At 71.5% G+C, this 12,795-nt stretch carries 9 protein-coding genes; 5 read left to right on the top strand and 4 right to left on the bottom strand.

The window, feature by feature from the left end:
• Positions 1–25 precede the first annotated feature (25 nt).
• Entirely contained in the window at positions 26–631 is a 606-nt protein-coding gene (locus O0S08_RS48725) for a hypothetical protein (protein WP_269036408.1), read from the top strand.
• 199 nt (positions 632–830) lie between these two features.
• On the opposite strand, the gene O0S08_RS48720 is transcribed toward O0S08_RS48725, so the two are convergent.
• Together O0S08_RS48720 and O0S08_RS48715 are read right to left on the bottom strand one after the other, a co-directional pair.
• Positions 831–2,150 carry a radical SAM/SPASM domain-containing protein gene (locus O0S08_RS48720; protein ID WP_269036407.1) on the bottom strand — a complete coding sequence of 440 codons (1,320 nt, stop codon included), beginning with the start codon at positions 2,148–2,150 and terminating at the stop codon, positions 831–833.
• Between the two features lie 21 nt (positions 2,151–2,171).
• Positions 2,172–3,107 (bottom strand): class I SAM-dependent methyltransferase, encoded by a 936-nt coding sequence (locus O0S08_RS48715; RefSeq protein ID WP_269036406.1) that lies wholly within the window; start codon positions 3,105–3,107, stop codon positions 2,172–2,174.
• Positions 3,108–3,418: 311 nt separating this feature from the next.
• On the opposite strand from O0S08_RS48715, the gene O0S08_RS48710 reads away from it, so the two are divergent.
• Positions 3,419–3,736 carry a hypothetical protein gene (locus O0S08_RS48710; RefSeq protein WP_371879587.1) on the top strand — a complete coding sequence of 106 codons (318 nt, stop codon included), beginning with the start codon at positions 3,419–3,421 and terminating at the stop codon, positions 3,734–3,736.
• A gap of 46 nt (positions 3,737–3,782) precedes the next feature.
• Here O0S08_RS48710 and O0S08_RS48705 read toward each other — a convergent pair whose 3' ends face one another.
• The gene (locus tag O0S08_RS48705) at positions 3,783–4,832 is read right to left on the bottom strand and encodes a hypothetical protein (protein WP_269036404.1); all 1,050 of its coding nucleotides are present in this window, start codon (positions 4,830–4,832) and stop codon (positions 3,783–3,785) included.
• Between the two features lie 279 nt (positions 4,833–5,111).
• On the opposite strand from O0S08_RS48705, the gene O0S08_RS48700 reads away from it, so the two are divergent.
• From O0S08_RS48700 to O0S08_RS48690, 3 genes are all read left to right on the top strand, one after another.
• Positions 5,112–7,016: an acyl-CoA dehydrogenase family protein gene (locus O0S08_RS48700; RefSeq protein WP_269036403.1), complete on the top strand. Its 1,905-nt coding sequence runs from the start codon at positions 5,112–5,114 to the stop codon at positions 7,014–7,016.
• A gap of 275 nt (positions 7,017–7,291) precedes the next feature.
• The gene (locus tag O0S08_RS48695) at positions 7,292–9,091 is read left to right on the top strand and encodes an IgGFc-binding protein (RefSeq protein ID WP_269036402.1); all 1,800 of its coding nucleotides are present in this window, start codon (positions 7,292–7,294) and stop codon (positions 9,089–9,091) included.
• A gap of 403 nt (positions 9,092–9,494) precedes the next feature.
• Entirely contained in the window at positions 9,495–10,073 is a 579-nt protein-coding gene (locus O0S08_RS48690) for a DUF6624 domain-containing protein (protein WP_269036401.1), read from the top strand.
• Positions 10,074–10,335: 262 nt separating this feature from the next.
• On the opposite strand, the gene xdhB is transcribed toward O0S08_RS48690, so the two are convergent.
• On the bottom strand, positions 10,336–12,756 hold the full coding sequence (gene xdhB / locus O0S08_RS48685) for a xanthine dehydrogenase molybdopterin binding subunit (RefSeq protein WP_269036400.1): 2,421 nt from the start codon (positions 12,754–12,756) through the stop codon (positions 10,336–10,338).
• Between the last annotated feature and the right edge of the window lie 39 nt (positions 12,757–12,795).

Genomic DNA, 12,795 nt, shown 5'->3' with positions numbered 1-12,795 from the left:
CCATGAACTCGCCTATGCTGGCCGCGTGCAGCTCTGTCCCGCGTGTTCCCGTCACATCCTGGGCGACGTCGCCACCTGCTGCTTCTGCGCCGCGCCGCTGCGTTCGGCGCCGATGATCCCCGCGCTGGTGCTCGGCGCGATGCTCGGCATCGGCCTCACTGCCTGCTCCGAGCGGCCCGTCGAGGAGACCCTCGCCACCGCCAGCGACAGCGACGGCAGCGACACCGGCACCTCGCAGTCGACGACGCAGACCACCCAGGAGCCGATCACCACCAGCGGCACCGGCAGCATCAGCGACACCGCCGATCCGACCGCCACCGCGACGGGCACGTCGACCTCGACCAGCACCGGCAACCCGACCGCGAGCGACACCGCCACCGACGGCCCGGAGACCACCACGGGCGACACCGAGGGCACCACCACGGGCGACACCGAGGGCACCACCACCCTCGACACCACGACCAGCGAGAGCACCACCACCCTCGACACCGAGGGCACCACCACCCTCGACACCGAGGGCACCACCACCACGAGCACCGGCACGGACACCGACTCGAGCACCGGTGACACCTGGGACACCTTCCCGCTGCCCTACGGCGCCCCGCCGGCCCAGAACGACGACCTTATTTAAATCGGCTCTCGAGGACATGTCCCTTTGAACATGTCCTCGAGTTCCCATCAAAACTGGATCTGCAACCCCGCCAGCGAGGGCCGGGCCTGATAGCGCCGCAGCGGCCGGCGATGGACGCGGCGGGCGATGGCGACGCCGGAGAAGCTGGCGAGGCCGACGAACGCGAGCGGGGCTCAAGACATGCCCGAAAAACCAGCAATCACTCGAGCGGCGACCCGGGCCCCTGCGGCTCGTCCACACGCGAGCGCCGCGGCTCGTCGACGTGGATCGGCCCGTGGAGCGCGCGCAGCTCGGGGTCCTTGTGCTCGCGGATCAGCCGGAACAGCCCGTGGTCGAACGGCTGGCCTGGCGCCGCGCGGACCGGCTCGATGCGTTCGCGCAGCCCCTGGCGGTCGAGCTCGAGCGCGCGGTGGTGGCACATCGGGTTGTTGCCGGGGCGGCCGAGCAGCGGCTCGCTCATCGACGTGCAGCCGCCCATGCACACCGACGCGTAATAACAGCTCGCGCACAGGCCCCACAGCTCCGCGCGGGTCCGCTGGCGCATGTACACGATCTCCGGCGCGCGCTCCCACAGCGCCGCGAACCCGTGCTCGCGCCACGAGCCGCCCACGCCCTCCTCGCCGAGGCTCGGGCAGCTCTTGACCTCGCCGTGGCTCGACACCGCCGCGCCGGAGATCCCCGCCTGGCAGCCGAAGTAGTGCCCGCGCTGGGTCGAGTTGCGGCGCAGGCGGTGCTCGAGCGGCCCGAAGTAGCCGAGGCTGTTGCCCGGGTAGAGGCGGATCCCCAGCGCCTCGCAGCGGACCAGCAGCCGCTCGACCACCTCGTAAGCCGGGATCATCTGGTACGGCTGCAGCAAGATCTCCGGGTGGTCCGCGGCCGCCCCGTGGGCCATCGTCACCTGCACCTGCCAGCTGTGGATCCCCTCCGCCGCCAGCAGCTCGAGCAGCCCCTCGAGGTCCGGCATCGTCTTCGCGTTGAGCTGCGTGTTCGCCGAGATCTGCGAGCCCGCCGCCTTCAGGTGGCGGAGCGCCGCGAACGCCCGCGCGAAGCTCTCGGGCCGGCCGCGCAGCGCGTCGTGGCACGCGGCGAGCCCGTCGATCGACACCGACACGCTCTGCACGCCGGCCTCGACCAGCGCCTCGGCGATCTCGCGGGTCAGGCTGTAGCCGCCGGTGGTCATCGTGCAGCTCATCCCGCGCTCACGGATCGCTCGCACGATCCGGAGCACGTCCGGTCGCAGGTACGCCTCGCCGCCGATCAGCGTCACTTCACCGACGCCGGCCGCGGCCAGCTCGTCGACCAGGCGCAGCGCCTCCTCGGTGGTCAGCTCGTCGGGCCGCCGCTTGCCCGAGCGCGGCCCGCAGTGGGCGCAGTGTTGGTCGCACGCGCTGGTGAACTCCCACACCACGAGCCGCGGCACCGGGGCCTGTCCGGCCGCGATCGGCAGCGCCTTGCGCGAGCGCGTCGGCGGGGCCAACGCCACGATCGGCAAGCGGCGACGCTCCTCGCGGATCCCCACCGCCGCAGGTTACCACGAACCTCAGGCCAGCCGCTCGACGTGGGCCGCGTACGCCAGCTCGAACCCGGCCGTGCGCTCGAGCGCATGCACCGCCTCGGTCAGCATCGCCTCCGGCAGCGGCACTCGCGTGCAGCGATAGGTGTTGCCCGGCAGCATCGCCTCGACGAACGGCAGGCCCGGCACGTAGATCAGGCGCCCGCCCGGCTTCAGCGAGCGCAGCATCGCCATGTACACCCGCGCATACGCGTAGGCCTCCGGGCCCTGGGCCAGGTGTTGATGGACGAAGTGGAGCGAGAACGCCTGGTGCGAGACGATCGTGCCCCAGCGATCCTGTCCGAAGGGGAAGGTCAGCCAGTCGCCGACCAGGGCCACGTCGTCGGGCGCCTCGCGGTCGAGCCCGGTGGCTGCCACGCCCTCGGCCCGCAGCGCGCGCACGAACCCGGCCGAGCGCCCGCAGCCGACGTCGAGCACCGGCGGGGTCAGCGGCGCGTCGCCCAGGCCGAGCGCGTCGCGCTGCAGGGTCACCGCGTACTCGCTGCAGACCACGTCGGTCTTGCCGCCGCCGGCGCGGACCAGCGCCGCCACCCGGGCCTGCAGCTCCTGTCCCGTACGTACTAGCCGTTCGGACATGTCCTTCGCGCCAGCATCGCCCGCGAGCCCTGCCGCCAGCTCTCCGGCCGCCCGGGCGCAGGCCGCCGTCAACGCCGCGCGGTCGAGGCGCACGTACTGGTTGCGGCTCCACAACCACCGGGCCAGGCGCACGCACAGCGCCTCGGCGCAAGCCGGCGTGCGCAGCCACGGCGCCAGCGTCGCGCGGTGCGCCCGCAGGTGTTCGACCAGCCCCGCGCTCGGCTCCGGCAACGCGCGCCCTGCCACCAGCTCCGCCAGCGGCACCTCGGCCAGCGCCTGCAGCACCTCTTCGAGCAACGCGGCGAGCCGCTGGACCTCGGTCAGCACGCGCGCCAGCATAGCACCTCGTCTCTCGCGGGCCTGCCCGCGGACTCGCACCTGCGACCGCCCCACCCGGTCCGCTTCATCACACTTCATCGGCCCGCGCTCGACCGGCCACCCACGTCGACGACCCCGACCCCACCGGGGACCGCCTGTGCTCGCCCGCCCGGCGAGGCCACGCCTCCTCGCCCGCGGTCTCCCGCATCGCGTCACATGTCCGGAAGGACCTGTCCTTGTAGACACATACTCATCCTCGCGCCCGGGTGCCCGCTGGCGGCGGCGCGGCCGGCGGACCTATCCTCACCGCGGAGGCAGACATGCGCTGGTACCACTACGTCGCGTACTTCTTCGGCGGGGCGTTCCTCGCCAACTTCGTCCCGCACTTCGTCCAGGGCGTGTCGGGGGCCCCGTTCCAGAGCCCGTTCGCCGACCCTCCCGGCGAGGGCCTGTCGTCCGCGACCGTCAACGTCGCCTGGGGCCTCTTCAACCTGCTCGTCGCCTACCTGCTGCTCCTGCGCGTCGGCGACCTCGACCTCCGCCGCTGGTCGCACTTCACGGCGACCGCGGCCGGCTTCGTCGCCATGTCGCTGATGCTCGCCCGCGCCTTCGGCCGCCTCCACGGCGGGAACCTCTAGCGGGCCCCAAGAGACATGTCCCGAAGGACATGTCTCTCGTGGATCCTCACAGGTCGACGAGGATCGTCGCCTTCACGCTCGTCTCGCCGCTGGGCGCCACGTTCACCGCCTGGTTCGGCACCGACACCCCGTCGCCCGCGTCGGGGAACAGAGTCTCGGCCATGTTGCCGTTGCGGTCGAGCACCACCGTCAGCTTGTAGTCCCCCGGGTGGATCTGGTCGATCAGCAGCGACGCCGAGGTCGACCCCGCCGCGGCCGGGCCCAGCAGCGAGCGGCTGTGCTTGCAGGTGAACTGCAGGTCGCACGGCTCGGTCGTCAGGATCGCCCACACCCCGCCTTCTTCCTCCAGCGGCGCGGCCCAGCCGACGTCGATCTTCAGGCTCGGCATCGCCGGGAACGGCGCGTCGGGGGCGAGCGGCGTCGTGTCGGCGGGGAACGGCTCCGGCAGCGCGCGCGTCTCCTCGCGGAACGCGTCCCAGTACACGTGCTGCACGCCCTTCACCTTGACGTCGAGGATCACGTGGTCGTCGCCGTCGAACGAGAAGGTGGCGTCGATGTAGTCGCAACCCTTCGTCACCGAGCAGAACCGCCAGCTCGAGTCGGTGTGCTCCGTCAGCACCGCCCGCGAGTCGCGGAGCAGGCCGAGGAAGTAGCCGCCGTTGCGGTACACCAGCACCGGCCCCGAGCCGTGGTCCTCGACCTCGAACGCGAACCGCAGGCTGTTGTTCGCGTCGAGGTCCACCCGGCTGAACAGCACCTGGCCGGACGCCGCGCGCACGTCCATGTTCATCAGCGGGAACGTCCCGAGCGGCGTCATCGAGGCCTGCCCGCTCCACAGCCCCGCCAGGCGCTGCATCAGCTCGAGGCCCGCCACCCCTTCCTCGCCGGTCGTGCTCGTCGGTTCCCCCGTGGTCGTCGTCGGCGCGTCGCCGCTGCCCGTCGTGCTCGAGGTCGGCGTCGCCCCCGTGCTCGTGCCGGTGGTCGGCTCACTCGTGTTCATCGGCTCGGCAGTCGAGCTGGCCGAAGAGACAGTCGTCGCCTCGTCGCCCGGGCAGGCGGCGAGCAAGATCAAGCATGAAGCCATCAAGTTACGCATGGCCGCTCCTTCTATCACCCCGCGGGCCAGCCCGAACATCGCGGAATCACTGGCCATCCATGTCCCATCGAACATGTCCCTCGGAACATACGTGGTGAAACGCCGCGAGCGAGCTGTTGCAGAACGCCGCGAGCGAGCGGGAGCACAGGTTTGTGCCGCGGGGCCCGCCGCGCCGTCCCGCGCAAAAGGCGCAGCCGTGTACATCGCTCCTGCCGCGTCGAGCGGAGGGCGCCCGGAGCGCTCGGGGCAGGCCTGCGCAAGTGCGATCAGACTCGGCGCATGACGACCCGTTCCACGAAGACGTTTACCGAGGCGGAGGCGCGCCAGGTCGCCGAGGAGTCCCGCGAAACCGAGTGGAGCGCGCCCTCCTTCCTCCGGGAGCTGTTCCTCGGCAACTTCCGCCTCGACCTCGTGCATCCCTTCCCGGACGCGCCGCCGGAGCGCCCGGCGTTCCGGGCCTTCTACGAGCGGATGCGGCGCTTCCTCGCCAACGAGGTCGACTCCGACGCCATCGATCGCGACGGCCAGATCCCCAAGACCATCATCGAACAGCTCGCAGCCATGGGCGCCTTCGGCATGAAGATCCCCGTCGAGTACGGCGGCCTCGGCTTCACCCAGCGCGAGTACTGCGAGGTCATCAAGCTCATCACCAGCCAGGACGGCAACCTCGTCGCCCTGCTGTCCGCGCATCAATCGATCGGCGTGCCGCAGCCGGTCAAGCTGTTCGGCACCGACGCCCAGAAGGCCAAGTACCTGCCCCGCTGCGCGCGCGGAGCCGTGTCCGCGTTCGCCCTCACCGAGCGCGACGTCGGCTCCGACCCCGGCAACCTCACCACCACCGCCGAGCGCACCGAGAACGGCGACTACATCCTCAACGGCGAGAAGCTCTGGTGCACCAACGGCACCATCGCCGAGCTCTACGTCGTCATGGCCCGCCACCCCGACACCGGCAAGATCTCCGCCTTCATCGTCGAGCGCGACTGGCCCGGCGTCGAGGTCGTCCACCGCTGCCGCTTCATGGGCCTGCGCGCCATCGAGAACGGCGTCATCCGCTTCAACGGCGTCCACGTGCCCAGGGAGAACCTGCTGTGGGCCGAGGGCCGCGGCCTCAAGCTCGCGCTCGTCACCCTCAACACCGGCCGCCTCACCCTGCCCGCCTCGTGCGCGGCCGCCAGCAAGCGCGCGCTCGAGATCTGTCGCCAGTGGGCCAACCGCCGCGTGCAGTGGGGCCAGGCGATCGGCAAGCACGACGCGATCGCCCAGCTGCTCACCGACATCGCCGCGACCACCTTCGCCATGGAGGCGCTGTCCGACCTCGCCTCGTCGATGGCCGACCTCGGCGACCGCGACATCCGCCTCGAGGCGGCCGTCGCCAAGATGTGGAACAGCGAGGAGGGCTGGAAGATCGTCGACCGCACCCTGCAGATCCGCGGCGGCCGCGGCTACGAGACCGCCGAGTCGCTCGAGGCCCGCGGCGAGCCGCCGATCCCGGTCGAACGCATGCTGCGCGACTTCCGGATCAACCTGATCTTCGAGGGCTCGTCGGAGATCTTGCGCCTCTTCATCGCCCGCGAGGCGCTGGACCGTCACCTCGCGGTGGCCGGCGACCTCGTCGACCCGAAGGTGCCGCTGAAGAAGAAGCTGGCCAAGCTGCCGCGGGTCGGGGCGTTCTACGCCGTCTGGTACCCCACGCGCTGGCTCGGCTGGGGCCGCTGGCCGCGCTACGCCGAGTTCGGCTCGCTCGCGCGGCACGTCCGCTGGCTCGATCGGACCACGCGTCGCCTGTCGCGGGCGATCTTCCACCTCATGGTCGGCAAGGGCGCGAGCCTCGAGAAGCGCCAGGCGCTGCTGTTCCGCTGCGTCGACATCGGCGCCGACCTGTTCGCCGCCACCGCCGCGGTCACCCGCGCCTCCGCCCTGCAGCGCACCGGCCTGCCCGAAGGGACAGCCGCGGTCGAGCTCGCCGACGCCTTCGCCCGTCAGACCCGCCGCCGCGTCGAGGACCGCTTCCGGGCGATCCGCTCCAACGACGACCGCGCCCGCTACGCCACCGCCCGCCGCCTGCTCGACGGCGAGTTCAGCGAGCTGCTCGAGAGCGGCCTGGCCGAGAGCCCGGCGATCCGCGAGCTGTCCGACGAGACGATCCGCCTCCACCGCGACGACAGCCGAATCGCCGCCGAGTGATTTTTTACTCGGCCGGCGCGACGCTCATCCAGTCGAGCAGCGTGTCTCGTCTGCCCGGTCCGGCGCTCGCTCGTCGCCACGCGCAGACGCCCCTGCCTGCGCGTGCGCCAGCACCGTGAACGCGCTTGCGCGATCTCGCTCGCCGGCCAAACCCGCGCCGCGGCCTCGCTTCATCGATCAGGCACCTTCCCCAAAGGACATGTCGCCTCGGCCCTACCGCGTAACTCACGGCTCGCCGCGCAGAGGCTGGCCGGCGGGCCCCATACCATGCGCTCATGGTCCGATCTCTCTCGTGTGTGCCCCTCGCCCTCGCCCTCGCGGCCTGCGGTGACAGCAGCGGTCAGGCGACCACTGTCGCGCAGCCCACCAGCGTGACCACGCCCGAAACGAGCAGCACGTCCGGGGACGTCTCGACCAGCGAGACCACCGGCGACACGCCGACCACCGGCCCGGCGACCACCACCACGAGCGACGCGACCACGAGCGAGCCGACCACCGCGCCGCCCGGGCCGTGTCCGCTGGGAGAGATCGTGTGCGACGGCGACGTCGCGCAGGTGTGCGACGGCATGGGTGGCTTCAGCGACGAGACCGAGTGCGCCGGCGCCTGCGCCCCCGGGATCGGCTGCGCCGACTGTGTGCCGGGCACCAAGCAGTGCGACGGCCAGAACGTCCTCACGTGCAACGCCGAGGGCACCGGCTACGAGGACGGCGGCTACTGCGACCCGCTGCTCGGCCTGGGCTGCGACGCGCAGTGGGGCGGCTGCGTCGGCGATTGCGCCCAGCTCGGCAGCCTCAGCTACATCGGCTGCGAGTACTACCCGACGGTCACCCAGCAGTACGACATCTTCGACCTCAACAACCCGTTCGCGGTCGCCGTCTCGAACGCCGCCGACGCCACCGCGATGGTGACGGTCACCCGCGGCGACGAGCTCATCGCCCAGGTCACCGTGCCCGCCGAGGACGTCAAGGTCATCACCTTGCCGTTCGTCCCCGAGCTGATCCAGGGCTCAGGTCCGACCAAGCACGCCAAGAAGGGCGCCTACCGCCTGCGCTCGACCAAGCCCGTCACCGTCTACCAGTTCATGCCGCTCAACGCGGCCCAGTCGAACGACGCCTCCCTGCTCTTGCCGGTCAACACCTGGACCGGCAACTACCTGGTCGCCTCGTGGCAGTACTGGGACGACTACCTGCTGCCCGGCTTTTATTCGGTGGTCGCCAGCCAGGACAACACGATCGTCAAGCTGCAGGGCCCGCCGGGCGGCACCAACACGCAGGCCGGCGGCGGCGTCGACAGCAAGGGCAGCGGCATGGCGCTGCTCAACACCGGCGACGTCCTGACGGTCTTCAGCGCCTCGGGCGGCGACCTCACCGGCTCGTTCGTGCGCGCCGACAAGCCGGTGCAGGTGATCGGCGGCCACGAGTGCACGCAGGTCCCGATCGGCGTGGTCGCCTGCGACCACCTCGAGGAGTCGCTGTTCCCGCTCGAGACCCTGTCCGGCGAGTACTTCGTCGGCCCGCCGGTCCAGACCCCCAACAACGCGCTCGAGAAGGCGATGTTCGTCCGCATCATCGCCGCCGACGACGACACCAACCTCGTCTACACGCCCGACCAGGCCGCGGCCAAGACCATCGCCAAGGCCGGCGAGTTCATCGAGATCCCCACCACCGTCAACCGCTTCAAGGTCGACGCCGACAAGCGCGTCCTCGTCGTCCAGTACATGGTCAGCCAGGAGGCCGGCTACGGCACCAGCGACCCCGCGATGGTCCAGGCGGTCCCCATCCTGCAGTACCGCGACAACTACATCGTCTACGCCAACAAGTTCTGGGTCCAGAACTTCGCCGACATCATCGCCCCCGACGGCGCGAACGTGACGGTCGACGGGGCGATGGTGACCGGCTTCAAGCCCATCGGCGCCGGCTTCTCGCTGGCCCACCTCGAGCTCGCCGACACCGCGACCGGCGGCCACCACATGAGCTCCAACGTCAAGTTCGGCGTCAGCACCTACGGCGTGATGGACTACGGCAGCTACTGGTACCCCGGCGGCCTCGACCTCGCGCTGCTCCCGCCCGAGTGATACATGTCCTCGAGAGCATGTCCTTATAGACATGCTTAAAGGACACCCAGCGACGGTTCGCAGGCGCGGAGGATCACGGGCGCTTCAAGGCCCGTCCGGCCGCCCCCGCGCGCCCGAAAAGCCTCCTGCTGCTGGCTTGCCCGGCACGTCCCGAGCGAAGCGATCTGCCCGGCACCCCACCGTCCGCCGCGCCCACATGGCCGGGCCCCCGTGCCGGCGCCGCTCGATGCGACACTCGATCCTCTCTCCGAACGTCGCGTCGCTCGAGCGGCTCCCTTCGCCAACAGGCCCATGCGAATCTCGAGGCCGGACAGGAGGAGGACTGGTCGTCGTGGTGACCGCGTCACAGTCCGGCGAGCGCCGGCGGGTTGCACGCGGACGCGACCGCGGCAATGCTCCACGTATGGACGAGGACCTGCGCGCCGAGCTGATTAATTGGATCGCGGAGGACGACGAGACGCGCGAGCGACTGGCGCGCGACGGCAGTCTGTTCGCCGGCTACCACCCGGAGATGGAGGCGGTGCACCGACGCAACGCGGCGCGCCTGCGCGAGGTGCTGGCGCGGGTCGGCTGGCCGGGGCGAGCGCTGGTCGGTGAGGACGGGGCGAGCGCGGCGTGGCGGATCGTGCAACACGCGATCGGCGAGCCGGCGCTGCTGCGCGGCTGCCTGCCGCTGCTGCAGCAAGCCGCGGCCGAGGGCGAGGCAAGTCCGGCGGAGGTGGCGATGCTCGAGGACCGGATCCGCGTGTCCGAGGGCCGACCGCAGCGCTACGGCACGCAGTACGACTGGAGCGACGACGGCACGGCGATGGTGCCGATGGTCGGGGTCGAGGCGCCCGAGTCGCTGGCAGAGCGGCGCGCGGCCGTCGGCCTGCCGCCGATGGTGTGGCGCCGCCCACCGCCGCCCGGCGAGCCGCCGCCGGACCTCGCGGCGCGCAAGGCCGAGATGGAGGCGTGGGCGCGTCGCGTCGGCTGGCGCTGAGGACATGTCTCTAACGACCTTCCCTCAAGGTCATTCAGATGTTCGTCGTGGCGTCCGTGGGTCGAAGCAAACACGGACGCCGCGCCCGTGCGCGGTGGAGTAGGCTCCGTCCCACCTGCTTCCCAACGCGCCGCGTCGTGCCCACCTGCGACGACCGCCGCCGGCTCCGCCACATGGCTTCCATAACGAAACGCATCAGAGCGGGCCGGGACGAGCATCGCGCCCCGGTCACCGCGTGCGCCTATTTTTTTAAAAAGAAAGATCACTCGGCCGCGTCGGCGGCTCGCGTCACCGCGGCCGCGCGCTGACGGACGACCGCGCGGAGGATCGCCTCGGGCGTGCACGGGATCGCCAGCTCGACCTCGCCGGGGCCGAACGCGGCGACCGCCTGGCGCAGCGCCGAGATCACGCCGAGGCCGAGCATCAGCGGCGGTTCGCCGACGGCCTTGCTGCCGTGGATCGTGCTGTCCTGTTCGGCGCGCTCGAGCAGGGCGACGTTGAAGATCGCCGGGCAGTCGCCGATCGCGGGGATCTTGTACGTCGACGGCCCGTGGGTCAGGAGCTTGCCCTTCGCGTCCCACACCAGCTCCTCGCCGGTGACCCAGCCGACGCCCTGAATGAAGCCGCCTTCGATCTGGCCGATGTCGATCGTCGGCACCAGCGAGCTGCCGACGTCGTGAAGGATGTCGACGCGCAGGAGCCGGTGCTCGCCGGTGAGGCCGCTGACCTCGACCTCGACGGCCGCGGCGCCGTAGGCGAAGTAGTGGAACGGCTTGCCGCGCCCGGTCGTGCGGTCGTACGCGATGTTGGGCGTGGCGTAGTAGCCGGCCGCGCTGAGGGAGACCCGGCGCATCCACGCGGTCCTGGCCAGCTCGCTCCACGGCACGCGGCGGCCGTCCGGACCGACCGCCGCCCCGCCGACGAATTGCACGGCCTCGGGCGCCGCGCCGAGCAGCTCGGCCGCCACCGGCCGCACGCGCTCGCGGATCTCCGCGCACGCGCGCTGGACCGCCATGCCGTTGAGGTCGGACCCGCTCGAGGCCGCCGTCGCCGAGGTGTTGGGCACCTTGTCGGTCGCCGTCGTCATGCAGCGGATCTGCGCCGTCGGGACCCCGAGCTCGTGGGCGCACACGGCCAGCATCTTGGTGTGCAGGCCCTGGCCCATCTCCGTCCCGCCGTGGTTGAGCTGCACGCTGCCGTCGGCGTAGACCAGCACCAGCGCGCCGGCCTGGTTGAGCATGGTGTTGGTGAAGGAGATCCCGAACTTCACCGGCATGAAGCCGAGCCCGCGCTTTTGCCACGGCGAGCGGGCGTTCCACGCCGCGACCTCGGCGCGGCGCGCGTCCCAGTCGCAGCGCGCCAGCAGCTCGGCGTGGATCCGCGGCAGCCGGCAGTGCGGGACCTCCTGGTAGTACGGCGTCAGGCAGCGCGCGCGCACCAGGCTGATCACGCTGGCGCCCATGCTGGTCTGCTCGTCCTCCGGAACTGGCACTTCGACCATGTTCCCCGGAGCATGTTCGTCGGGACAGTCGCCGTAGTAGTTGCGGCGGCGGATCTCCGCCGGGTCGAGGCCGAGCCGCTCGGCCGCGCGCGACAGCACCTCCTCGATCACCGCCATGCCCTGCGGCCCGCCGAACCCGCGGAAGGCCGTGTTGGAGGCCTTGTTGGTGCGGACGGCCTTGCCGACGAAGTGCAGGTTCGGCACGAAGTAGCCGTTGTCGAGGTGGAACATCCCGCGGTCGAGGATCGCGGGGCTGAGGTCGACGCTCCAGCCGCCGTCGGCGACGATCTCCACCTCGAGCGCGAGCAGGCGGCCGCGGTCGTCCAGGCCGGCGCGGTAGCGCGACCAGAACGGGTGCCGCTTGCCGGTCATCGTCATGTCGAGGTCGCGGCTGAGCCAGACCTTGACCGGGCGCCCGGTGCGGCGGGCGGCCAGCGCCGCGAGGGCCGCGAACTGCGACGCCTGCGACTCCTTGCCGCCGAAGCCCCCGCCCATGCGCGGCACGGCCACGACGATCTGGTTGCGCGGGCACCCGAGCACCTCGCTGCACGCGATCTGGACCTCGGTCGGGTGCTGCGTCGAGCTCTCGAGGTGGATCGTGTCGTCCTCGCCGGGGATCGCCAGCGACGCCTGGGTCTCGAGATAAAAATGGTCCTGACCGCCGGTGTGGAGCTCGCCCGCGACGACCACGGTGGCGCGGGCCATGGCGGCCGCGACGTCGCCGCGGCACATCTCGTGCGGCGGGCACAGCAGCGCCCCCGCCCGCAGCGCCTCCTCGACGGTGAGGATCGCCGGCAGCTCCTCGAACTCGAGCTCGAGCGCCCGCGCGCCCGCGCGGCAGGCCGCGACCGAGTCGCCGAGCACCAGGGCCACGGTCTGCCCCTCGGCGAACACCTCGTCCTCGGCCAGCAGCGGCTCGTCGTGGACGATCGGGCCGATGCGATTGTGACCCGGGACGTCGGCCGCGAACAGCACCGCGTGCACCCCCGGCAGCGCCAGCGCCCGCTCGGCTCGTCGCGCCACCAACCGCCCGCGCGCCACCGGCGAGCCCACCGGCAGCCCGTGCAGCATGCCTGCCGGCTCGGGCAGGTCGTCGACGTAGCGCGCCGAACCGGTCACGTGGCCGTGCGCGCTCTCGTGCACGGCCGGCCGATGCAGCGGCGATTGCGAGACGTCCGTCATGGCATCACCTCCGGGCGCGGCCCCGCGGCCGCCGCGTGA

It is taken from the genome of Nannocystis punicea (genome assembly GCF_026965555.1).
In the GTDB taxonomy this organism is placed as follows: domain Bacteria; phylum Myxococcota_A; class Polyangia; order Nannocystales; family Nannocystaceae; genus Nannocystis; species Nannocystis punicea.
Note: the sequence above shows the minus strand (reverse complement) of the source record. Positions and strands in the feature narration are given on the sequence as shown.

Excerpts from the sequence above, each read along its gene's own strand:
- O0S08_RS48710 (WP_371879587.1), top strand. The coding sequence starts at position 3,419 with ATGCGCTGGTACCACTACGTCGCGTACTTCTTCGGCGGGGCGTTCCTC.
- O0S08_RS48705 (WP_269036404.1), bottom strand. The coding sequence starts at position 4,832 with ATGCGTAACTTGATGGCTTCATGCTTGATCTTGCTCGCCGCCTGCCCG.
- O0S08_RS48700 (WP_269036403.1), top strand. The coding sequence starts at position 5,112 with ATGACGACCCGTTCCACGAAGACGTTTACCGAGGCGGAGGCGCGCCAG.
- O0S08_RS48695 (WP_269036402.1), top strand. The coding sequence starts at position 7,292 with ATGGTCCGATCTCTCTCGTGTGTGCCCCTCGCCCTCGCCCTCGCGGCC.
- O0S08_RS48690 (WP_269036401.1), top strand. The coding sequence starts at position 9,495 with ATGGACGAGGACCTGCGCGCCGAGCTGATTAATTGGATCGCGGAGGAC.
- xdhB (WP_269036400.1), bottom strand. The coding sequence starts at position 12,756 with ATGACGGACGTCTCGCAATCGCCGCTGCATCGGCCGGCCGTGCACGAG.